Origin of the sequence: Gottfriedia luciferensis, assembly GCF_002156865.1 — a bacterium.
Lineage (GTDB): Bacteria > Bacillota > Bacilli > Bacillales > Bacillaceae_G > Gottfriedia > Gottfriedia luciferensis.
In genome coordinates this window covers 166,057-187,770 of sequence record NZ_NCTA01000001.1, presented here as the reverse complement: position 1 = coordinate 187,770, position 21,714 = coordinate 166,057, and the positions used below count along the sequence as shown (strand labels likewise).

General features: G+C 32.2%; 24 protein-coding genes. 15 read left to right on the top strand and 9 right to left on the bottom strand.

Annotated features, from left to right (window positions below; all coding sequences use genetic code 11):
- Positions 1 to 124 precede the first annotated feature (124 nt).
- The gene (gene megL, locus B7R67_RS00915) at positions 125 to 1,321 is read left to right on the top strand and encodes a methionine gamma-lyase (protein WP_088066668.1); all 1,197 of its coding nucleotides are present in this window, start codon (positions 125 to 127) and stop codon (positions 1,319 to 1,321) included.
- 144 nt (positions 1,322 to 1,465) lie between these two features.
- Here the strand turns inward: megL and B7R67_RS00910 are convergent, their stop codons facing one another.
- Both B7R67_RS00910 and B7R67_RS00905 read right to left on the bottom strand, forming a co-directional pair.
- Positions 1,466 to 2,023, bottom strand: a complete 558-nt coding sequence (locus tag B7R67_RS00910; RefSeq protein ID WP_088066666.1) for a hypothetical protein — start codon at positions 2,021 to 2,023, stop codon at positions 1,466 to 1,468.
- A gap of 525 nt (positions 2,024 to 2,548) precedes the next feature.
- Positions 2,549 to 3,337 carry an HAD family hydrolase gene (locus B7R67_RS00905; RefSeq protein ID WP_088066664.1) on the bottom strand — a complete coding sequence of 263 codons (789 nt, stop codon included), beginning with the start codon at positions 3,335 to 3,337 and terminating at the stop codon, positions 2,549 to 2,551.
- Between the two features lie 218 nt (positions 3,338 to 3,555).
- Between B7R67_RS00905 and B7R67_RS00900 the strand changes: the two genes are divergently transcribed.
- The 5 genes from B7R67_RS00900 to B7R67_RS00885 all read left to right on the top strand — a co-directional run bounded on the left by B7R67_RS00900 (position 3,556) and on the right by B7R67_RS00885 (position 6,556).
- The gene (locus B7R67_RS00900; protein WP_088066662.1) at positions 3,556 to 4,128 is read left to right on the top strand and encodes a DUF1643 domain-containing protein; all 573 of its coding nucleotides are present in this window, start codon (positions 3,556 to 3,558) and stop codon (positions 4,126 to 4,128) included.
- Between the two features lie 345 nt (positions 4,129 to 4,473).
- Complete coding sequence (locus B7R67_RS00895) at positions 4,474 to 5,484, top strand: helix-turn-helix domain-containing protein (protein WP_158094994.1); 1,011 nt, start codon at positions 4,474 to 4,476, stop codon at positions 5,482 to 5,484.
- A gap of 208 nt (positions 5,485 to 5,692) precedes the next feature.
- On the top strand, positions 5,693 to 5,857 hold the full coding sequence (locus B7R67_RS21980; RefSeq protein ID WP_158094993.1) for a hypothetical protein: 165 nt from the start codon (positions 5,693 to 5,695) through the stop codon (positions 5,855 to 5,857).
- Between the two features lie 100 nt (positions 5,858 to 5,957).
- On the top strand, positions 5,958 to 6,254 hold the full coding sequence (locus B7R67_RS00890) for a DUF4359 domain-containing protein (RefSeq protein WP_088066660.1): 297 nt from the start codon (positions 5,958 to 5,960) through the stop codon (positions 6,252 to 6,254).
- Between the two features lie 71 nt (positions 6,255 to 6,325).
- On the top strand, positions 6,326 to 6,556 hold the full coding sequence (locus B7R67_RS00885; RefSeq protein ID WP_088066658.1) for a hypothetical protein: 231 nt from the start codon (positions 6,326 to 6,328) through the stop codon (positions 6,554 to 6,556).
- Positions 6,557 to 6,596: 40 nt separating this feature from the next.
- Here the strand turns inward: B7R67_RS00885 and B7R67_RS00880 are convergent, their stop codons facing one another.
- Complete coding sequence (locus B7R67_RS00880) at positions 6,597 to 7,514, bottom strand: alpha/beta hydrolase (protein WP_235822052.1); 918 nt, start codon at positions 7,512 to 7,514, stop codon at positions 6,597 to 6,599.
- 202 nt (positions 7,515 to 7,716) lie between these two features.
- Here B7R67_RS00880 and nagZ point away from each other — a divergent pair, with 202 nt between their 5' ends.
- From nagZ to B7R67_RS00850, 6 genes are all read left to right on the top strand, one after another.
- Entirely contained in the window at positions 7,717 to 9,348 is a 1,632-nt protein-coding gene (gene nagZ / locus B7R67_RS00875; protein WP_142289498.1) for a beta-N-acetylhexosaminidase, read from the top strand.
- Positions 9,349 to 9,415: 67 nt separating this feature from the next.
- On the top strand, positions 9,416 to 9,688 hold the full coding sequence (locus tag B7R67_RS00870) for a hypothetical protein (RefSeq protein WP_088066653.1): 273 nt from the start codon (positions 9,416 to 9,418) through the stop codon (positions 9,686 to 9,688).
- 110 nt (positions 9,689 to 9,798) lie between these two features.
- Positions 9,799 to 10,185 (top strand): RidA family protein, encoded by a 387-nt coding sequence (locus B7R67_RS00865; protein WP_088066651.1) that lies wholly within the window; start codon positions 9,799 to 9,801, stop codon positions 10,183 to 10,185.
- A gap of 83 nt (positions 10,186 to 10,268) precedes the next feature.
- Positions 10,269 to 10,898, top strand: a complete 630-nt coding sequence (gene cdaS, locus B7R67_RS00860) for a sporulation-specific diadenylate cyclase CdaS (RefSeq protein ID WP_088066649.1) — start codon at positions 10,269 to 10,271, stop codon at positions 10,896 to 10,898.
- A gap of 781 nt (positions 10,899 to 11,679) precedes the next feature.
- Positions 11,680 to 12,108, top strand: coding sequence for a DUF4395 domain-containing protein (locus B7R67_RS00855; protein ID WP_088066647.1), 429 nt, complete (start codon positions 11,680 to 11,682; stop codon positions 12,106 to 12,108).
- Positions 12,109 to 12,421: 313 nt separating this feature from the next.
- Complete coding sequence (locus B7R67_RS00850) at positions 12,422 to 12,883, top strand: SRPBCC family protein (protein WP_088066645.1); 462 nt, start codon at positions 12,422 to 12,424, stop codon at positions 12,881 to 12,883.
- 411 nt (positions 12,884 to 13,294) lie between these two features.
- On the opposite strand, the gene B7R67_RS00845 is transcribed toward B7R67_RS00850, so the two are convergent.
- From B7R67_RS00845 to B7R67_RS00835, 3 genes are all read right to left on the bottom strand, one after another.
- The gene (locus tag B7R67_RS00845; RefSeq protein WP_088066644.1) at positions 13,295 to 14,482 is read right to left on the bottom strand and encodes a COG4705 family protein; all 1,188 of its coding nucleotides are present in this window, start codon (positions 14,480 to 14,482) and stop codon (positions 13,295 to 13,297) included.
- Positions 14,483 to 14,793: 311 nt separating this feature from the next.
- Positions 14,794 to 15,165 carry a MerR family transcriptional regulator gene (locus B7R67_RS00840; protein ID WP_088066642.1) on the bottom strand — a complete coding sequence of 124 codons (372 nt, stop codon included), beginning with the start codon at positions 15,163 to 15,165 and terminating at the stop codon, positions 14,794 to 14,796.
- 16 nt (positions 15,166 to 15,181) lie between these two features.
- Positions 15,182 to 15,892 (bottom strand): SDR family NAD(P)-dependent oxidoreductase, encoded by a 711-nt coding sequence (locus tag B7R67_RS00835; protein WP_088066640.1) that lies wholly within the window; start codon positions 15,890 to 15,892, stop codon positions 15,182 to 15,184.
- 319 nt (positions 15,893 to 16,211) lie between these two features.
- Here B7R67_RS00835 and B7R67_RS00830 point away from each other — a divergent pair, with 319 nt between their 5' ends.
- From B7R67_RS00830 to B7R67_RS00820, 3 genes are read left to right on the top strand one after another with little or no spacing between them, the layout of a single operon-like run.
- Entirely contained in the window at positions 16,212 to 17,648 is a 1,437-nt protein-coding gene (locus B7R67_RS00830) for a spore germination protein (protein ID WP_088066638.1), read from the top strand.
- Complete coding sequence (locus B7R67_RS00825; RefSeq protein ID WP_088066636.1) at positions 17,648 to 18,745, top strand: GerAB/ArcD/ProY family transporter; 1,098 nt, start codon at positions 17,648 to 17,650, stop codon at positions 18,743 to 18,745. Before B7R67_RS00830 ends, B7R67_RS00825 begins: the two co-directional genes overlap by 1 nt.
- A complete protein-coding gene (locus B7R67_RS00820; RefSeq protein ID WP_088066634.1) occupies positions 18,742 to 19,866 on the top strand; it encodes a Ger(x)C family spore germination protein in 1,125 nt (374 codons plus the stop codon). Before B7R67_RS00825 ends, B7R67_RS00820 begins: the two co-directional genes overlap by 4 nt.
- A gap of 107 nt (positions 19,867 to 19,973) precedes the next feature.
- Here B7R67_RS00820 and B7R67_RS00815 read toward each other — a convergent pair whose 3' ends face one another.
- The 3 genes from B7R67_RS00815 to B7R67_RS00805 all read right to left on the bottom strand — a co-directional run bounded on the left by B7R67_RS00815 (position 19,974) and on the right by B7R67_RS00805 (position 21,682).
- Positions 19,974 to 20,663: a zinc metallopeptidase gene (locus B7R67_RS00815; protein WP_088066632.1), complete on the bottom strand. Its 690-nt coding sequence runs from the start codon at positions 20,661 to 20,663 to the stop codon at positions 19,974 to 19,976.
- A gap of 15 nt (positions 20,664 to 20,678) precedes the next feature.
- A complete protein-coding gene (locus B7R67_RS00810; protein WP_088066630.1) occupies positions 20,679 to 21,086 on the bottom strand; it encodes a MerR family transcriptional regulator in 408 nt (135 codons plus the stop codon).
- A gap of 386 nt (positions 21,087 to 21,472) precedes the next feature.
- Entirely contained in the window at positions 21,473 to 21,682 is a 210-nt protein-coding gene (locus B7R67_RS00805) for a hypothetical protein (RefSeq protein ID WP_088066628.1), read from the bottom strand.
- Positions 21,683 to 21,714: the final 32 nt, after the last annotated feature.

Genomic DNA, 21,714 nt, shown 5'->3' with positions numbered 1-21,714 from the left:
ATATTAATTAGTAACTTTTAAAGGGATTATTCTCCTATTTCTAGAAGTAGTCTATGTGAATTTTTTGTAAGGGCTTTCATTTTTGGGTTTAGCAGTAAAGATTAATTAAGGGGGCTAGTTAGAAATGAAAAAAGACCAGTTTGATACAATGTTGATTCACGAGGGGTATAAAACTAGTGAGTATCATGGGAGTTTGACTCCGCCATTATTTCATACTTCGACTTATACATTCGAAACAGCGCAGCATGGAGAGCAAGCCTTTAGTGGTGAGAGAAGTGATTTTATTTACTCAAGGCTAGGAAATCCAACGGTACAAATTTTAGAGGAACGAATGGCTGCTTTAGAAGAGGGAGAAGTAGCGTTAGCCTTTGGTTCAGGGATGGCAGCAGTATCGGCTACTATATTTTCTTTAATTCGTTCAGGTGACCATATTTTATGTTCAAAAGGAATATATGGCTGTACATATGGCTTTCTAGAAACGCTTGAGAATAGATTTGGGATTCAACATAATTTTTGTGATATGGCTACTGAAGAAGAGATACAAGGTTTAATCCAAGATAACACGAAAGTTATTTTTATTGAAACGCCGATTAATCCTACAATGAAGGTCATCGATCTTGAAATGGTTGTGGCAGTTGCGAAAAAAAATAATATTATCGTAGTAGTGGATAATACATTTTGTTCACCATATTTACAAAGGCCATTAACACTTGGCTGTGACATTGTGTTGCATAGTGCAACTAAATATATTAGTGGTCACGGTGATGTAATTGGAGGAATCGTTGTTTGTAAAACGAAAGAGCTCGCTGAACAAATGCTGCCGATTAGAAAAGATATAGGGGCAATTATGTCTCCATTTGATGCGTGGCTATTACTTCGCGGATTAAAGACTTTATCAGTTCGATTAGACCGCCAATGCGAAAATGCTGAAAAAGTAGTTTCGTTTCTTCAATCTCATCCGATGGTACAGGATGTATTTTATCCTGGAGATACTAAAAACCAAGACTTTTATATTGCGAGTAAGCAAATGAAAAAAGGTGGAGGAGTATTTGCCTTTACCCTTAACGGTACGAAGGAAGATGCACAGGAATTTGTTAATCATTTGAAGATGGTTAAAATTGCAGTAAGTTTAGGAGATACTGAAACATTAATACAACACCCTGCTACGATGACTCATGCAGTTGTTCCAAAAGCATTGCAACAAAAAATGGGTATTACGGATAATATGTTGCGTATGTCAGTTGGATTAGAAGCTTGGGAAGATATCGTAGGCGACTTACAGCAAGCTTTAGTTAACTCTAATAAAAACAGGGTATATTAATCAACTGAATGATCTCGCCGATTAGCGAGACTTTATGAGAAAACAGAGAATTAGTTGCACTTATTCTTTAATGTAATCAATAAAAAAGTACTTTCTACAAAAGTGGAAAGTACTTCATTTTTTGATTTAGGGATAGATTACTAGTTAGATTAGACAATCTACAATATCATAAATAATATTTTTATCTATTCTAAATTCTATTGCATAATTAGGATCAAAATCAATTAGTTGTCGAACTGTTATAAAATCGTCGTCTGAATCTAGTATACAAACAACATAATGATAAATTAGTGTTTGAACAATGACTACTTGTCCAATAAATAAGTCAACAAGATGATTGATCTTTGCTTGTGTTTGTGAGGAAGTTTTTTCTTTAACCGTTATTTGATTTAGTTTAACTTGCCAACTATCATCGTTTGAAAAATATCCTTCTCGAGGTGTATTCTTCTTGCAAGATAACTCACCAATTTCGATGATTAATGGTAAATCAATTCGAATCTCTCTGAATACTTCATCTGAAGCTAGAATAATGACATTTAATGAATAGTCTTCATTTAATGAAATTAATCGACCTCGATAATTAAATAGTAAAGTCTCTATAAAAACTTTTTTACTTATTAGCTTTTTGGCAGCTCTTATAACCTGACTCCGTTGTAAGGGGAACGTGCTTTTTACGATACTAATTCCATTTTCTTTAGACAATAATATTCCACCTTTAAAACTTTTTACACTATTAATATGAAAATAGGAATGAAAAGAAACGGTTAATATCATTAGTTGGAATATTTTTAATAGATTTAATTTCTTTAACTGTTAAAAGGCGGGGATAGCCTAAAGATAGTGAGAGGTTTGGGGTATATTCATCTAGAAATGATCTATTTATACTAAAAATCAGCAGTTGCAAGGTGGCATTACAGCTAATTGATGTGAAATGCTTACTTTTTTGCTTATTTTCTTAATAGAGTCTATTAAATATAGTAATTTAAGTTCAAATTGGATTGTTTTTACCTTTAGGGGCATAGGTATAAATGGGTTTTAATTGCGATTATTATGTTTTTATTTGCGATATTCCAATTTTAATTGCGATTTTCAGATTTTAATTGCGATTTTCACAATTTTATTTGCACTTCCCAGATTTAAATAGCATTTTCCCACCTATCTATGCCCAACCCAACAAAAAAATCCAGCAATCCCCAAAAAATGGATTGCTAGATTTAAAGGATTTACCTACTCATTTAACGAATCAATAATTGGAAACAGCTCTTCTAAATGAGCGATTTCATAAGTTGGAATAACGTCATTTCTTTCTTTATCATGTCTGTTTATCCAAACATTTTTCATTCCAATTCGGTTTGAGCCTAGAATATCTGTCATTAAATTATCTCCAACCATTATAACCTCTTCTTTTTTTAGCTCCATTAATGACAAGGCATGTTCAAAAATAGTTGGGTCTGGTTTTCCCTTTCCAAAATCTCCGGAGATTAGTATTTGATTGAAATAATCTTTGATTTTTGGTGTAATTGACAACTTTGTATGCTGTAAATCAGGTGAACCGTTTGTTAGTAAGAGCAGTTTGTACTTTCCGTTTAATTGGTCTAAGACACTAAAGGTTTCATTGTATACAAATGGATTTCCTTTTCGTTCTTTCGGAAAAGTTTCTGCTAATTGATGTCCGAATTCTGGATCATCAATACCAAATGCTTTTAATCCAAGAGTCCAGGCATTTTTGCGATAAGATGGTGAGTTATCTCTCATTTTTGGAAATTGATCATGCTCGTCTAAAAAGTTTCCCCATAAACCTTCAAATGGATTAATTCCAATTAATTTCGTAAATTCATATGTATCGTATGATTCATAAAGTTTTCTTGCAGCATCTCGGACTGCTTGTTCAAATTCAACAGGTTCAATGCCGTATTTTGTTTCAGCTAATTTGCATGTGTTGTTAAAAGCAACTTGTACACTTTTTTGGTCCCAAAGCAAAGTATCATCTAAATCAAAAATAATTCCTTTAATCATAGGATATCTCCTTATTATTTAGAATTGTGTAAATTATCCATAATAGTACAAGGAAAAAAGGAATTAGTAAATAGATAGTCTAATAAAATATTTATTTTTTTTGTGGAAACATTGTAATGATTAACTTTTCCCAATTAATAATATAGTACAAATAACTATACATCTGAATATAATACCTTGTTGATTGTGTTTTTATTACTAATGAAAAGAGTGAGTATATGTCATTTGAGGATTTTGTAAACTGTCATTCAATGTTGATTAATACGAAAGCGGTCTTTGATAAACAAAATAAATTAATGCGATATTCGCTTACGAGAACTTGGGACGAAACAAAAAAGAAAGCGACACTTGTATTACTAAATCCATGTCGAGCAAACCATTTAAAAAGTGATTATACATTGACAAGGTGTTTGAACTTTTTAATAGATTATAAGAAAGGCAGTTTTGGATCGCTAGAATTTGTAAACCTTTTTGCTTTGATGGAGCCAGATTCAGTCAAGTTAAAAGGAAAAGAATGCGAAGTTGGCCCGCACAACAATGATGCAATCAAATTAGCGATTAGTAATGCGGACATTATCATTGTAGGATGGGGTTCTAGTAAACGATTTAAATGGCGAATTAAAGAAGTATTGGAAATTCTCGAGCCATATAAAGATAAATTATATAATTTTTGTGATGATTCAAATCGAAAAGATATTTTAATTCACCCAGTTATTTTAGCTGAGCATCATTGGTTGGAAAAACTCAATTTTGATGCATTGTATGAATGGGCTTCGAAAGATTTAAATTAGTGAGTGATCTGAAAAGATATAGGACTTTGTCTCAGTGTGTAGACAAAGTCCTATTTATCTGATTTTCAATTAGTCTGAGACAACTAAATATAGAGTTGTCTTTTTATTCTTTAAGTTGAGTTAAATATTCTGAATAGTTGTTATAATAAACCGAGTACTTCTTCTTCTAAGAAAATGCAAATCTAAAGAGATTTTTATTTAGGTCCGGATAAGGAAATACAGATGAATTTTAGTAAAACTCAATTATTGCTTGAGTTCATTTATGATCATTTCAAGTATTGCTTTATATTCATTAGCGCTTTAGCTAGTTACAATAAAATTAACTTTAATCAAGAGGTGATAAAGATGTTTGATATGAAAAAAGTAGGTAGACAAATTGCACAATTAAGAAAAGAGAACAAGATTACACAAATGAAGTTAGCCGATCAATTAGGTGTAAGTTTTCAAGCAATTAGTAACTGGGAACGTGGGGAAACAATGCCTGATATTTCTAAGTTACCAGAGCTTGCAGAGATTTTTAATGTGAGTATTGATGAAATTTTAGTAAACGAAAAAGGGTCAAAACTAATCAATCATTTACTCGAAAATGATAAAGAAGATTCTCCAATTAAACTGGAAGTGCAAAAAGAAGAATTTTTAAATGTGGCACCTCTTTTGAACATTGATCAGGCAGATTTAGTTTATAAAAACATTGAAGAGGAGCTTACAATCAGTGAAACATCGTTAATAGCACCTTATTTAAGCGAAGAAATAATTGATGAATATGCTAAAAAAGAATTCGATTCGAATGGAATTAAAGCTTTAACATCAATGGCTCCATATATTAGTAAAGAGGTATTGGAAGAATGTGCAAACAAAGAATTCGAGTTGAAGGGATTAAATGAATTAACAGAGTTAGCACCATTTCTTAGTAAAGAACTAATCGATGAATGTGCAAAAAAGGAATTTGATGGAAGCGGTCTTAAAGGACTAACAATGCTAGCTCCATTTATTAGTAAAGAAATGATAAATGAATTAGCAAAAAAAGAAGTAGAGACAAATGGCATTAAAGGGTTAACAGATTTGGCTCCGTTTATAAGCAAAGAAATTATGAATGAATGTGCAATGAGGGATTTTGAAGTAAACGGTATGAAAGGTTTAACTGAAATGGCACCTTTTATTAGTAAAAATATATTAAATGATTGTGCCCGCAAAAGTTATGAATTACACGGAATTAAGTCGTTAACTGCAATTTGTCCGTTTATTGATAAAGAGCTTATAAATGAACTTTCTCTTGATGCAATATCCAAAAAAGGGATTAATGAAATCCTTACAATTATTCCTTTTATAGATTCAAAAATAATTAACTTCAAATAATTAGTGGGCAATCGTAATAATAGCTATTTTGACCTATCCATGAGGATAGGTTTTTTTCTGTAAATCATGGATAACTTTACCATTTGGATAAATTTAAATTTATACTTTTTATACTTGTGCAATTAGCCGATATAAGAGTAAAACAAGGAATCCTGATGTACTTTTGTACAATCTTTTTCTAATGGTTACTAGGATGGTGATACAAATAATGGATACACTTACAATTGGAGAAATAACGATCTTAATTGCTGTAGGTATATTTATCTTAAGTGTAGTACTGCTTGGAGTAAGCAAATTGATGGATCGACCAAATAAAATGTTACAAAAATGCATTAATAGTAAAATTTGGGAATCTGAAGCTGAATCTGAATAAATAATTAGTTTCAACTGATCCAATTCTGTTGATATAATTTGGACAATTGTTTAATATCTTTTATGGTAATAAGAATAAAGGATATAGAAAAAGGTGACGTATGAAAAAATTTATACTAATAGGGATTCTTGCGATTTGTTTAATTGCTTCTGCTCAAACAAATCCAACGAAAAGAGAATTTGTCACTTGGGCAAAAGATCAACTAAAGCTGGAATCGAAAAATAAATATATTGATATAGGCATCGATTTATTAGGTGAAAAACTAATAAGTTCAGTTACAACCCAAAATGATTATGTCTTTTTTTCAATTTATGAAGTAAAGATTTTAAATAAGGAAATAAAAGTAGTTGGTTTATTTAATCATTTTATTCCATATTCTAAACAAGAAGTAAAATAAAGGAAATTGAGTGGAAGATTTTTTAAGCAAGTATATAATAAGGGGATAATACAAAAATGAGGTGGAAATCGATGGGGAAATCGAAAGCAAGGAAATTACGAGAAAAGTTAATAAGAGAAGGTAAAAGAAATCCAGAACTAAGTAGAAGTTCATTCTCGATGTTGGATTTAAGTACTCGAAGAACGAAAACAAAACAAGAAAAATTAAATCAGGTAAAACATAAAAAACAGTCCTTTGGAAATGGAGATTTTCAAACAAGGGACTGTTTTTATTTTATGAGAAATCACGTTGCTTCTTGGTAAATAAAATAAGTGGTAAAATCATAAAGTAGTAGTATCTTATTTAATCCCTACTTGCATTTACAATTAATTGTGCCACTTTTCTTGGATACAATTTTGCTGTTGACATATGGTCACCACTTCCCTGGATAAAACGATAGACACCTAATCTATTTGCCATATGAGGGTACCAGCCAGTGTTTTCGGTAGTAGGAACGACCGTATCTTCTTGTAAATTAATATAGCTTCTAGGTGTAGTTAACTGATAAAAAGTCTTTAAATCTAGTTTTTCAAAAAGTGGAGTAGCAGGTTCTGGTGTTGTTGCGTTATATATTTGACGTGCCGTTTGTATATCTGCTAAATTAACAAATACTTCTCTGAAAAATTGAAAAGGAAGTTTTATTGTATGATCGATAGATTGTTTTGAAAGGTCTAAGAAAAATTTTTGTGCTTGTGGCGGTAGTTCATCTGCGGTACTTTCACCATCATTTAAAACAAAGGCATTCCAAAAAACTAACCGTTTAATTCGATCATGAAGCTGTTCGGCTACTTTTTGAATAACTGTGCCACCAAAGCTATGACCTACTAGAATAATATTATTCAGCTTATTTGAAGTGATATAGTGAACAACTTGTTTCGTTATCATTTCATGATTTACATTTTTATCTTTATCTGTTCCATGGCCAGGTAGTTGTGGCGTATGGACAATATGACCCATTTTTTGTAACTCCCGTGTTATTCCATGCCAGAAGAATGGGTCGACCCATGAGCCGTGTACTAAGACAAATGTTAGTTGTGCATGTTGACGATAAAGATAGTCAGTATGATCAGTTAATTGATGCTGTTGTTGTGTTGGATACGCTTGAAATTTGTTATACCAATTTTGGGGATAATAATAATATGGATCATTCTGATTCGGATTCATATTTCGATACTTGTAGTTAGTATGTTGAATCAATTCATGGGAATTTTTTATGGTCATGCTATTTGGTCCCTCCTCGTTAATCCTTCTCATCGTATGCATCATCTTATTAGATGGTGCCCAATAAAGAATGAATACCAAAGTTGAGAAAAACACATTAAATAAAAGATTTGTAAAAATAGTTTAGGAGGAGAATACAATCAAAAAGGCTGTTTTTTTATTCATCATTTTGTTATTGATTAGTACTAGTATTTATCTTGCATTGAAAGATAAGGTTTTCCAAGATACTAAGAAATCAATTCCTGAACATCAAGTTAAAGTTAAACCAAATGGAAGTAAAAATGAATCTGCTAATCTTTTGGATCGTATTATTTTAAGTGCTAAACAAGGAGAGATTCCAACGCAAAAAAAGATCACAGTTGGAAAAACTGTTTTAAATGATTTAACGAGCAAGTATGGTCAGCCTGATCAAAAGGATCAAGTCGCTAATGGTACTTACTTAACATATAAGAAACAAGAGTTTGCAGTCGGATATGATCAGCATGAACGGTTAAATGAAATCAGATCCTACGATGATCACTTAAAACAAATTCACTATGACACAATCATCAAAAAATTAAATAAGCCAACATCAATTAAATATTATAAAGATCAGGAAGTTGATCAAATTATTTTGATTTATGATTTACCGAATAAATATGAACTAAAATTTATTTTACCTCGTCCAACAAGTGACAATCCGAATCCGTCAATTCATCATACTTCAGTTTCAATAATTGAACAGGCTAATCCTAACCAAAGTTCAAACATTGATAAACTTTTAAATGAGATGACCCTAAAAGAGAAAATAGGTCAAATGATTATTTCAGGTTTTTACGGATCGAATTATTCAAACAGTTTAAAAGAGCTAGTTGAGCAATATAAAATAGGTGGTTTTATTTTTTATAATGAAAACCTTTTGAATACTAATCAAACTGTTAATCTTGTCAATTCAATCAAAGCATCCAATGCCAAGAATCGTTTACCAGTTATCTTTGGAGTTGATCAGGAAGGTGGACGGGTATCCCGTTTGCCGGGGAATATTGGAAAGTTGCCTACAAATGAACAAATTGGAAAGAGGAATAATGGGGAATTCTCATTTGAAATAGGTCAAATACTTGGGGAACAGGTAAAAGCATTTGGTTTAAATATGGACTTTGCACCTGTATTAGATGTGAATAGTAATCAAAAAAATCCTGTTATAGGTGACCGATCTTTTAGTAATAATCCAGCAATTGTCAGCAATTTAGGCATACAAACAATGAATGGTCTGAAATCAGAAAATATTATTCCAGTTGTTAAACATTTTCCAGGTCACGGAGATACTTCAGTTGATTCACATTTAGAATTACCTGTTGTAAACAAGTCGTATACAGAATTAAAATCACTAGAGCTTATTCCATTTAAAAATGCGATCCATGAAAATGCAGATGTTGTTATGATTGCACATATTTTATTGCCTAAAATAGATGCTAACTATCCAGCTTCAATGTCTAAAACGATCATAACAAGTATTTTAAGAAGTGATTTACAATACAAAGGAATCGTCATGACTGATGACATGACGATGTCGGCGATTGGTAAACACTATCATTTGGAAAAAGCAGCGGTAACTTCAATTTTAGCTGGAAGTGATATGATTATGGTTGCCCATGATCCAAACAAGGTAAAAGCTGTATTTCAAGAAATCGAAACAGCTGTAAAAAATGGAACAATCTCCGAACAGCGTATCAATGAGAGTGTAAAAAGAATTATGATTTTAAAACAAAAATATAAACTTAATAATGAGCAAGTTCACATCGGTGATACAAAAGCCTTAATTGAAAAAACAAATAAATTACTTCATCAAAGGTAGAAAAATTAGAAAAAAAAGGAAATTACCACCTTTTTGTCGAAAGATGTTATGAAAGGTGGTGTTTTTTATGTCTACTAAAATTTCAGATTCGGGGCTGATGCTCTTAGCAGTTTTTAACGAACTGCAAGAAAAAGAGCCTAATTTAGATAAAGGTATTCATAATGAGGTAGGATTAGCTCTAGAAGATGTAGAACCTGCATTAATTGAATTAGAAAAAGAAGGATTTATCAACGGTTTAATTTGGGTAAAAAGTGATATAGATCAAAAAGAAATACCCTCTTTAAACAACGTCTCGTTAACACCATCAGGTTATGCAAAAGTAATCGAGCTACTAAATTAAATAGAGAGAAAAAATAAAAATTGTTATTAAATGGGTTAATAAATAAAGCCTCAAATATTTATGATATTTGAGGTTTTTTAAATAAATTAAATTTTGGGAGGAAAGTTACAATGGAAATCAAAAAAGTAAATCCTGAAACCGTTCCTGCTCCGATAGGTCAATACCATCATGTAACAATCATACCGAGGGATGCAGAATTAATCGTCCTATCTGGCCAGGTTGGAAATGATATCAATGGAGTTATACCGAAAGATGTTGAGAGTCAATTTGTAAATGCACTTGAAAATATTAAACGAATCATAGAAAGTGAAAATGTAAAGCTTAATAATGTATTCAAAATAAATTTTTGGTTAACCGAGAAAATTGACAGGCAACAATTTTTAGAAGTATGGAGTCAGTTCCACTCAGGAAACCCACCAGCAACTACATACGCTTATGTTTCGGCTTTAGCAAATCCTGACATAAAAATAGAAGTTGAGGCATGGGCAGCAAGATAATAGGTAAAGAATGGTATATCTTATAGTGCAAAGGGAAACTTAAGTGGAGGTAATTCGGTTTGAAAGAGAGATGAATAATTTAAATGGAAGAATTTGAATCTCAGTTATCTCCCGTCATTAAGAAAAATTTAACAGAAACACTTACACAACTAAATACAAAGATCGAAGGGATGATCGGTAAAATTGAAGGAAAAGGTTGCGGCATTTTAACAGAATTTGAGAATATCAATCGTGTATTCAGTAATTTACAATTGGATGCAGCCTCTTTTTATCTAAATTCATATCTTTCTCCTTACACAGATGTGTTTGAAGAGCTTACAATCTCTGTGCAAAATTTATCGAAACGAAAACATGGTGGATTAATCGTTGTTAAAAGAAATGATTCACTTGAAGATTTAATGAGCTCGGGCATCCCAGTTGGAGCAAAGCTATCACCCGCCTTATTAGAATCAATTTTTTATCCAGGAAGCCCTTTGCATGATGGAGCTGTACTTGTTGAAGAAAATATGATTATTTCCGCTGGGAACGTACTTCCACTATCTAAAGTAACATACAATAATCAAAAACTTGGAACAAGGCATCGAGCTGCAATTGGCATATCAGAACAAAGCGATGCACTTGTCCTAGTTGTATCTGAAGAAACAGGAAAGATTTCCTTTGCCTTCAATGGAAAATTATATCCAGTTCAATACGGTGCTCCTAATATTAATTGAAAACAGGATAGTAGGTTCAAGCAATGAAGCGATCAAATTGATCGCTTTTTTTTACTTTAAGAAAGTATGAACTAGTAGTGGGGAAGAAAACTCGATGTAAAAATAAATGAAGTGTAGTGGCAAATATCGTCTGAACTGCAAATAAGTTCAAAAGAACCGCAAATAAGAGGACGAATTCTGCAAATAAATGAGGAAATGTTGCAAAAGATTGGCGAGCTGCAAATAAATTCCGAAAATCGCAATTAAAATTGGCAAAATAACAATTAAAATTTGAGAATCGCAATTAAAATTAGTAAAATCGCAATTAAAATCTAAAGAATCGCAAATAAAGTAAAAAATTACCTATACCAGTTAGAGTATTATGACCTAAATAGTGTACAATCTACATTCTTTCAAATGAAAAATAGTAAATTTTGCTTTATCTCTTTAAAAATCCTATAAAAATGAAGTGAAATCTGATAATAATCAAGAAAAATTGCCATAATATCAACTACAAATTAAAAGTCCCCTTGAGATACCCCCCACATAACTTAAAATGCAAATTTCAAAACCTCCATTCAATTAAGGCAGCTCTTACAGTACTTACAAAAACAACCTTTGAACATGCCATTCCTTTTCCTGTGCTTAAGAATGCGAGCATCCTGTAACAGAAATCAACATTCTTATAAACCAGAGCCTCTTAATAAAATAAATTTTTTTTCAAAACTTATGAATTGTATTCCGGATAAAATCATATTATGATTATACTGAACTATTCCGATAAGAAAGGTTGGTTTTCGGGGTGTCCGATAAAAAATTAGATACTATTCCATTACCGTTAGTTCGCACGAACCAATGGACAATTTTATTATCTGTTATTATTACTTGGGTTACAGGTCAGTATTGGTTTTTATTAATCCCGTTACTAAGTGGTCTGAGTGGATTATTTTTTGATTTCCATCCAATTATGAGATTAGCTAAAAATTTCTTAAAAAAGGAACCATCAAAATACTTACAAGAAGATAAAGCACAACAAAAATTTAATCAAATAATTGCAGTTACTTGTTTATCACTTTCATTTATAGGGGCAGTCACTGGTTGGACTCCATTATTTTTTGTATTTACAATTATGGTTGCATTAGCATCATTTATTGCAATTAATGGCTTTTGCATTGGCTGTTACATTCATTATCAGTGGAACCAATATAAGTATCGAAAAAGTTTAAGGTAAACGAAATGAACATACAGTCTTCTCATTTATGAGAGGGCTTTTTTTTAATTACTTTAGTAAGGTTAATTGTTGATATTTTATAACAGACATTTTCGAAAAAAGATTTATTGAATATAAAGTATAGAATAGTTAAAGCCATCCCTTTGAAAAATATGAATTGTAATCGGTATTCGTTATAATAGAGAAATAATTGTCTACAATATGGATCGCCCAGTTTTTGAGATTAGTGGGACGGAAAGAAACCGATTTAAGTAAAGAGACACGTTAAGACGAGATGGATTAATTGATTTGCAACAGGGAAGGGGTAATCTAAATGATTCAATGGAAAGAAGAAATTATAATCAATACACATATCGAAAAAGTATGGAGTTTATTTTTAGATAAAAATATTAAAAAAATAATGCCAAAAGTTGAAGAGCATAATTTAATCGAAAAAAACGAAAATGAAGTAGGGGCAAAACATCAACAAACCTATCGAGAAGGAAAACGATTAGAATCATATATTGTTGAAACATTAGCTTATGAAGATACAGAAACTTATAAGAAAAAACAAATCCATTTTATCTTAGCCAACGCATTTGTAACAAATCTTACATTTATAGTAGAAAAAATAGACGATCAACATACGAAATTTATTTACGAAGGATCCAATGCAGGCATTAATTTCATTGGACGAGCAATGTTAAAACTAGGTAATCCTAAAGGAAATAACTTAAAGGTAGTTCATGAATTTTTAAAAAGAGTTGAGCAAGAGGCGATGAAGGTTCAGGAGTAAGGAAATACAGGGGTTAGGGGAAAGGGAAATGCTTCAAAATGAATTTTTGTTTTCCTGTTTCTTTCTATTCAATCAAAAAGGAGAGTTTGATGAACTCTCCTTTTTCGTTGAAATATTAAAAGTGAATAGTTTTTGATTTAGGCTCTTCAATGTTAATTGTTGATATTCTACAAAATCCATTTTTAAAAAGAATTTATTGAATTTAAAGCTTAGAATTTTTAAAGAAATTGATTGGAGTGAAAGGTGCGAGACTCCTATGGGAGTAGCGGGAAGGGTGAGACCCCGCAGGCTTGCCGAGGAGGCTCAGCTCACGCCCCATGGAAAGCGAGCATCCTGGAACGGAAATCAACCTTCTTTTTTAACAATGCCTAAATACAAAAAGGAATCGCTAATTTGCGATTCCTAAAACATTTATTTATTTGCTGCATTTATTACTTTAAGAGAATCATTTAATGCAGTTTGACACTTACTTACATTTGGATTTGTAGAACGGGTTGATGCTAGTACAACATCGATTGTCCCATCTATTTTAGTCCAAGTTTTGCCGTCTATTTTTCTTAGTTTAGCTTCTGAAGTGTCCCATTGATGCTCCAATTTATCAGCATTATTTTTAGCTGAATTAAAATTATTAGAATTTACATTTTTTAACAAATCATTTTCTATTTTAACAAAATCATTTAATTGACCAGTTAATGTAGTTTGCGTAGATTTTAAACTATTACTACGCCATACATAACCACCTACTCCAACAAGGAGGAAGATACAGATTACCGCTATTGTTTGTCTTAAAACATGTTTCTTATCCCTAGTTACCTCATTTGTTTCTTCTGTTTCTGTATTATTTAATCGATCAACTTTCGTAATTGCAAGGAAAACAATGATTGCCAAAATAGCTACTAGAAAGATTACGCTAGTGCTCGTTGTTCCTAAACCTAAACCACCATTTACTTTTGGCTGAGATAGGTAATCACCTAAAGATGCTCCAAGTGGACGCGTTAAAATATACGCAATCCAAAACGATAAAACCCCATCTATTTTCAAAAATTTATATGCTAGATATACGAAAGTAATGATGATGATAACTGTAATTCCAGTATTAAAATAGCCAAGACCTAGTTGTTCAGAATATAAATCTCCAACAGCTGTTCCTAATGCAAATGTAAATAAAATTGTAAGCCAATAAAAAACCTCTCTTTTTCTAGTAAAAATTGAGTGGATTGAAAGTGTTTTTTCACTTAAATACCAAAAAAGGAAGGTTAAACCTAATAAGACTGAGAAAACAATTGTACTTGTCTCAAGCGGGACTCCCATTCCGTCTGTTAAGTTATCAGTTACTAATGTACCGAAAACGCTTATTAAAACAACTGTTATCCAATAAATACTTGGAATGTATTTATTAGCTCTAAATTGAAGAAACAGTAGAATGAAAAATGCAATTCCCATAATAATAGTAGTGTTAGTTAGTCCAAATCCAAGATTGAAATTTAGAAAATCAGCAAATGTTTCACCGACAGTTGTACATAAAATTTTAATGATCCAGAAATATAGTGTAACTTCTGGAACTTTGTTTAGAAGAAATCTATTATGACTCTTTTCCATCTTAAACAACATCCTTTCTTTATTTTAATTTCAAAAACATATTCCCATTTATTTATGAAAATAAAATGAAAAAGAAGTTGTATATGATTTATTTCTCTTTATTGTTTGTCTGTCATCTCTTTAAATTACATAAAAACTTTTTCAAATATGTGTTTTGTTAAAAAATCAAAAATAAACATTAACAGACCTAAACACTAAAAAAGTCAGGAGAATCCCCTGACTTTTTAGGCAGTTCTGGCTATTAAGTTTCTAATGATATTTTCTGTAACCTAACTTGCACCGTGATATTCAAATAATTGATGCACAGTTTTTTATTTTATATTTCCACTTATTTCAAGTTCATATTTTTCAATTTTCCGTTGAATTTTCTTTAAGTTTTCTTCTGTTTCTTTGATTTGATCTAGGACATTTTTTTCTTGAAGTTTCATTAATTCTAATCGTTGATCAATCGTTTCTTCTCCTTGCATTGTCCAGTTAATAAATTGCTGGATTTTTTTGATGGGCATACCTGTGTTTTTTAAACAAAGAATCATTTCTAAAAATTTCAGTGCATCTTCATCGAAAATTCTGTCTCCATTTTCAGTTCTGCTTAAAAAAGGGAGCAACCCTTGTTTGTCATAGTACCGCAGCTGTGAAATCGTCAAATTATTCATTTTTGCTACTTGCCCAATTGTGTAATTCAATTAACTCACCCTTTAATTACCAAGGCATAATGCCGTTTTTATTTAGAATTTTACCATTATAGTTTTCAATACTTAATGCATAGTCTGTAATAATTTTTGCACCTTCAGCAGTTGTTTTACCACCAGGTGAATTTCCATTTAAATCTGTTGTTGTAAATCCAGGTGTAACACCAAAAATTTCAGGACCTTTGTCTCCAAATTCTTTACCTAATGTAAGTGTTAATGAATTCATGGCAGTTTTTGATGAATTATATCCAAGTATATTAATTGAAGCCGCTTCACCACTATCAAACAATGTTTGAGATGCCATATCCGTTGTAACATTAACAATTTTCCCATATTCGGACTTTCTAACTAACGGTAAAAAAGTTTGAATCATTTGGAATGTCCCAAAGAAGTTTACTTCAAATGCTTGTCGTAATGTTTCAATTTTTATTTCACTTGGCAATATATGAAAGTCAGGTGCAATACCTGCGTTATTAATTAATAAATCTAAATGATCTGTTACTTCTTCAATCTTCTTATATGAGTTTTGAATAGACTGAATATCAGTAACATCAACTTGAATAAACGTAACATTTGATAAACCTAAAGTTTGTACTGCTTTCTCACCTAATTCCACATTACGTGCACCTAAAAATACATGATATTTTCTTTCAGCTAACTGGCGAACAACTTCAAATCCAATTCCTTTATTAGCACCTGTTACAAAAGCAAATTTATTCATCCTTAATTCCTCCAATTTGATATATATTTCTTACAAATTAGAGATTACAACCTAAACCTAAGTTTAGGTCAAGCGTTCTTGTAAATTATTTTTAGTATTCCTCTTTTTTGCTTTTGGTTTAGGTAAAAATTTTTTATGACTTCTTCAAAACATTCAATTCCTAATCGCCTACTAAATATCAGAGCTATGTATTTTTGTTACTTATTACGAGAATTAGAGTTAGTATATGGTCTATTTTTTTCCTTATTAACAGAATAGGATCAAGTATTTAGGTAAAAATAGGATAAAATTACCTATTTAGAGAAATGAGGGAACTTTCATGATAGCAGATCCGTTTCTAAAAAATACTGAGAAATCACTTCAGGAAATGCTATTTCATAGTTCTGACTTTAAATCTAGTGATTTTCATGCCGGCGACCGCCATTACCGTCTATTTTATTTGGAAACAATGATCGAGTATACTATCGTACAACAACATATTATCAGACCTTTGCTGCATCATCCAAATGTCAGTATCCGTGAAGCTGTTACCATTCTTGATTACAGCGAAACAGAGCTTCTTTCTGAAGCGTCTAGAGCATTAGTGGCTGGCAAAACTGTATTACAAATTGAAGGAGAATCAAAGCTATATTTACTTAAAACTGAACTAGTTAAGGAACGTACATTAAATATACCTTTGAACGAGCGTGTACTTCGTGGTTCTCACAAAGCATTAAATGAAAATCTAAACACAAATCTCAATTTGATTCGTAACTTAGTTGCTACACCTGACCTTGTCGTAAAATATTATCAAATTGGTCGTAGGTCGAATACTCGAGTTGCATTAATGTATTTAAAATCACTCGCAAATGAAGTTGTCATTCAGGAGTTTGAACGTAGAATTTCTAATATCGATATTGATTTCATTGAAACACCCGGTTTTGTTCAAGAACTGATTCAAGATAAAAAGTTCTCATTATTTCCGAAGATGCTCATCACCGAAAGGCCTGATCGCATACAAGCTTATTTGATGGATGGAAAAATTGCATTTTTAACTGACGGAGCACCAGATTGCCTAATCGTTCCTGTTTCTTTCTGGGCATTCTTTCAAAGTCCGGATGATTACCAAATTGGTTGGCTCTTTGGTAGTGTTTTAAGATTTCTACGAATTATTTGTTTTATGATTGCAATCAGTTTGCCCGGCATTTACGTTGCACTTGTTACGTTTGATCCTCGAATCATCCCATTCGAAATCGCGCTGACTCTGCAAAGTTCTATGCAGTACGTTTCCATGCCACCAATTCTTGAGGCGATAACAATGTTATTCGTTCTAGAAATTATAAGAGAAGCAACAGTTCGATTACCTAATCCTGTCGGTCAGACAATTGGGGTAGTTGGCGGTATTGTCATCGGTACTGTCGTTGTTCAGTCAAACCTAATTTCAAATATGATGGTTATTGTAACTGCATTAACAGGGATTTCTTCTTTTCTCATTCCTTCTTATGAGATGAGTAATGTTGCCCGTTTATTGACGTTCCTCTTTATTATTATGGCTTCAATTTTCGGCCTAGTTGGCTTAGAAATTTCATTCCTTTTGTTACTGACACATTTAGCACGTATGAGTACAATGGGTATTCCTTACTTTTACACTTGGTTTAATGAAGATACAATAAAGGATACGCTTTTTAGAGGACCACTTTTGAGTATGAAAAAGCGACCAAAAGAAGGCTTGCCGAAAGATGATACAAGAATTAGGCCTCAAGGGGATGAATCTTAATGATTCACTTTAAAAAAATTACTCTTAATCAACTTATATGCCTTGTAATACTAACTCAAGTCGGAGTAAGTGTATTATCAATCCCTTTTGAAGAATCTAGAAACTCTGGATATGATGCTTGGATGTCTATTTTAATTGCAGGCATTATCTCTCAGATTGAAATTTTGATAATCTATTTTCTTGCTAAAAGATACCCTGATCAACCAATACAACAGTATGTTAAATCTATTATAGGAAGACCGTTAGGATTCATTTTAAATTTATTCATTGCACTTTATTGCGCACAATCCAGCTTTATGGTTGCAGTCTCTTATGTCGATGTATTGACTCGATGGGTTTTATTCGAAACACCTTGGTTTATATTAATTCTTTTATCATTCGTAATCGGAGCATATATCGCTTCATCTTCGCTCCGTTCAATTTCTACAATTACGCAAACAATCATGGCGATGTTTTTGTTATGCACCGCGATTATATTAACTAGTGGTTTTGGCAAAGGAGACTGGCGTCATTTTTTCCCAATCGGTTCTCACGGTATAGGTGCTATATTAAAAGATACGATACCTGCCTTTTGGGCTTATGCTGGATTCGAGCTTCTCCTGTACGTATTTCCATTCGTTAAAAGTAAAAAAAAGAAGGATATCTTAATTGCAATGTCAATTGCTAATGGATTCACCACTTTATTTTATCTATTTATATCGGTCATTGTTCTATACAACTTTAGTGAAAGCCAGCTTAACTTCATTCCGGAGCCAATGGTATTTATACTTCGTAAATTTAGATGGCCAATTGTCCAAAGTCTAGACATTTTATTTATGGCAATCTGGTTCTCCGTTACGACAGTTACTGTTTATGTTTACTTGTTTTTATCGGCCCGCTACTTAGCATTTCTTGGTAAAAAAGAAATTCAAAAGCATTCACTCTTTGTATGGATTGTAGCATTGTTATGCGCCTTGGTCGGAATATTTTTCTCTGATATGGAAACAATTAAAAAATTTGCTAAATATCATAATGCATTAACTCTTATTATTATTATAACAATTCCGACTTTGCTTCTTTTTATATCAATCGTTCGAGAGAAGGTCGCGAGAAAATGAAAAAAGCTTTAATGTTAATTTTCCTTTTACCCATATTAACTGGTTGTTGGGATCGATTGCCTTTGAAAAAACTTCATTTAGTAGATGTCAACGGATTTGACCTAAATGAAAAAACCAATGAAGTAGAAGCACTTTTTCTCATTACAAAGCTCAAAAGCGCAGGGCAAGGTACTGGAGAACCAATTTCAGTGATGAAGAAACTAAAAGGACCCACTTTAGCAGAATCAATAAGTGAATGGGAAAATTTTGAACAATCCCCTTTCATCGGAATAAGCACAAGAGTCTATTTAATGAGCCAAAATTTCGCTTCTCATGATCCGGTTTCAGAGCTTGATTTTGTACTCGATGCTCCTTATTCATCGATTAATACTCCACTAATCGTAATTGAGGGGAATTTGTCTGAGCTATTAGAAACCTCCGCAAAAGAAAATACTGAATTCTCGAAAGAATTAGATGAGCTCATTTTGTCAATGGAAGAGAATAGAATTATCCCAACAGTTTCAATGATGAATTTTATCCAATCAAGGGATGAACCTTTGGCAGATCTAGCATTGCCGGTGTTTAAAGAATTGGATTCAAACTTAGAATTAGACGGTGCATTATTGTACCGTAATGGTAACCCTACAGGGAAAAAACTTGAGACAGAACAAGTTAAAATGATGATGTTATTACTTGGAGGAAATGTAGGAAGACAAAGATTTACTGGAAATTTCGCTAAACAAAATACTGAAAAGAGTTTAACTGAAAACGCAAACAAAATAAATTATGGATTCACAATTAAAAAAAATAACACAAAATTCAATCTAGCTAATGGAACAAAAAAATTACCGAAAATCACTTTAAGCGTTAATTTGAAAGTTTATGTATTTGAACTAGGTAAAGGAAAACATGGGCTAAAACCTGATTATGCCCATAAAATGGAAAAAAAACTGAATAAACATTTTGAAGAACTGGCAGCAGACACGATAAAAATTATGCAAACAGCTAATAGTGACCCTTTAGGAATTGGAATGCAAATCAGAGCATACCACCCAAAGGTTTGGAAGTCTTTGAATTGGAGAAAAGATTATCCAAAAATGTCAATTGAACCGAAATTTGACATAAAATTTCTAAACTCCTAATTTAGAAAAAAAATCTATTCCTTTCCAAACTCTTTAAAATTTCCGGACATTACAAAGTCCCATAAAAAATTAAAGGCTCAAACCTGTAACGGTTTGAGCCTTTTTAATTATTCTTCTTCAGTTTGTCCTTGGAAGAAGATAAATAAATATTTTACTAATTCTAGTACTGAAATTAAAGTTGCTGCTAAATACGTAAGAGCAGCCGCTCCCAATACTTTATTCACACCTTTTCTGTCTGTATCATGGATTATTCCTTCTGCTAACATTAATGTTTTTGCTCTTGAACTAGCGTTATATTCAACTGGTAAAGTAATAAGCTGAAACGCTACTGCTACTGAAAAAAGTAAGATTCCTACGCCGATTAAAGAAAATGCTTGTAGTAGAAATCCTGCTAATAATAACAATGGAGCTGCACCTGATGCTAAGTTAACAAGCGGAAAAATACGATGGCGAAGTGTTAAAAAACCATATGAAGTATCATGCTGAATTGCATGACCTACTTCATGTGCTGCAACGGAAACAGATGCAATTGATCTACCGTAATAAACTTCTTCTGATAATCGTACTGTTCTTGCCATTGGATCATAATGGTCAGACAATCGACCAGGCACCACTTCTACAGGAACATAAGATAGATTATTTTTATTTAAAATATGCCTTGCTACTTCTGCTCCGGTTAATCCTCCTGATGCTGGAACTTCAGCCCACTGATTAAAACTAGATTTCACTTTAAATTGTGCCCATATTGATAAACCAAAGGCAATCAATATAACGAAATCCATCGGATGAAAAAACATTTACATTCTCTCCTTTTAAAGTATAAATGACAGTAACGTCTGAATTAATTCTGATGTTTGTGACGTTAACTGACGTATTATAGTTAGTTTTTGGTCTTCAGTTACATTTTCTAGTAAAAACTTTAATTGTGATAATTCAACTTGTAATTGATTCATATGAACCGTTACTTCCTCTGTTAACGGAGCGATACTCTCATCTTGAATCATTGTTCTTTTCTTATCTAATATCTCTTTAATTTCTTGTAATGGTAAATGCATTGATTTGCATTGTTCAATAAATTTTAATGTTTCTAACGCTCCCTCTTCATAAAAACGATGACCAGATTCAGAACGTTTAGGTTCTAGTAGACCAAGATTTGTATAATAGTCTATTGTTCGTTTCGAAACGCCAACTTCTTTTGCCAATTCTCCTATTTTATACACAACCCCATTGGTTTCACGCTCCTTATAGTTTTATTATATGTGATTTCTTAAAAAACGTACAGTATAACGTTTCGTTGTTTGAAATTAAAAGCAGGATTGAACCCCTCTAAAATATATCCTTATATTTGCTTTACCTGCTTTATCTGCTCTTCCTGCCTTTTAACTCCAATACTTACTTTAACAAAGCAAAAAAAAACGCATCCCTCTATAAGGATGCGTCAGTGTGTAGACAAAGTCCTATTTATCTGATTTTCAGACTGATTGAAAACGCTTGTCTTTCGAGGCGCGAAGCCTAACGAGGAGCGGAGTTACCCTTAACGGTAATGAGCACCGCAGACAGGCGAAGTAACGAAGAAAGCGAGCGTTTGGCGTGCAGTCTGAAACATCTATCTCTTGCTTAATAGAAGAGTTGCGAAATATTTTCGTGTATCTGCATTCATGATATGGAGAGTAATAAGTTTTTCTGTCTCCGCTTGATTTTCAAAGTCAACAAATGCTCCGTCCAAGGTTTCTCGAATATTTGTAATTTTATAGTCTTTCATGATTAGGGAATCGATTTGATTTTTCTCAATGATAAATTCTTTATAGGTTGTCATGAATCTCACTCATTCCCTTCATGTTCTACAAT

Bases quoted from the DNA above. Each gene is read 5' to 3' on its own strand.
- B7R67_RS00880 (WP_235822052.1), bottom strand. From the start codon at position 7,514: ATGACCATAAAAAATTCCCATGAATTGATTCAACATACTAACTACAAG.
- B7R67_RS00850 (WP_088066645.1), top strand. From the start codon at position 12,422: ATGATTCAATGGAAAGAAGAAATTATAATCAATACACATATCGAAAAA.
- B7R67_RS00870 (WP_088066653.1), top strand. From the start codon at position 9,416: ATGTCTACTAAAATTTCAGATTCGGGGCTGATGCTCTTAGCAGTTTTT.
- megL (WP_088066668.1), top strand. From the start codon at position 125: ATGAAAAAAGACCAGTTTGATACAATGTTGATTCACGAGGGGTATAAA.
- cdaS (WP_088066649.1), top strand. From the start codon at position 10,269: ATGGAAGAATTTGAATCTCAGTTATCTCCCGTCATTAAGAAAAATTTA.
- B7R67_RS00825 (WP_088066636.1), top strand. From the start codon at position 17,648: ATGATTCACTTTAAAAAAATTACTCTTAATCAACTTATATGCCTTGTA.
- B7R67_RS00895 (WP_158094994.1), top strand. From the start codon at position 4,474: ATGTTTGATATGAAAAAAGTAGGTAGACAAATTGCACAATTAAGAAAA.
- B7R67_RS00905 (WP_088066664.1), bottom strand. From the start codon at position 3,337: ATGATTAAAGGAATTATTTTTGATTTAGATGATACTTTGCTTTGGGAC.
- B7R67_RS00885 (WP_088066658.1), top strand. From the start codon at position 6,326: ATGGGGAAATCGAAAGCAAGGAAATTACGAGAAAAGTTAATAAGAGAA.
- B7R67_RS00820 (WP_088066634.1), top strand. From the start codon at position 18,742: ATGAAAAAAGCTTTAATGTTAATTTTCCTTTTACCCATATTAACTGGT.
- B7R67_RS21980 (WP_158094993.1), top strand. From the start codon at position 5,693: ATGGATACACTTACAATTGGAGAAATAACGATCTTAATTGCTGTAGGT.
- B7R67_RS00845 (WP_088066644.1), bottom strand. From the start codon at position 14,482: ATGGAAAAGAGTCATAATAGATTTCTTCTAAACAAAGTTCCAGAAGTT.
- B7R67_RS00835 (WP_088066640.1), bottom strand. From the start codon at position 15,892: ATGAATAAATTTGCTTTTGTAACAGGTGCTAATAAAGGAATTGGATTT.
- B7R67_RS00830 (WP_088066638.1), top strand. From the start codon at position 16,212: ATGATAGCAGATCCGTTTCTAAAAAATACTGAGAAATCACTTCAGGAA.
- B7R67_RS00900 (WP_088066662.1), top strand. From the start codon at position 3,556: ATGTCATTTGAGGATTTTGTAAACTGTCATTCAATGTTGATTAATACG.
- B7R67_RS00805 (WP_088066628.1), bottom strand. From the start codon at position 21,682: ATGACAACCTATAAAGAATTTATCATTGAGAAAAATCAAATCGATTCC.
- B7R67_RS00865 (WP_088066651.1), top strand. From the start codon at position 9,799: ATGGAAATCAAAAAAGTAAATCCTGAAACCGTTCCTGCTCCGATAGGT.
- B7R67_RS00815 (WP_088066632.1), bottom strand. From the start codon at position 20,663: ATGTTTTTTCATCCGATGGATTTCGTTATATTGATTGCCTTTGGTTTA.
- B7R67_RS00890 (WP_088066660.1), top strand. From the start codon at position 5,958: ATGAAAAAATTTATACTAATAGGGATTCTTGCGATTTGTTTAATTGCT.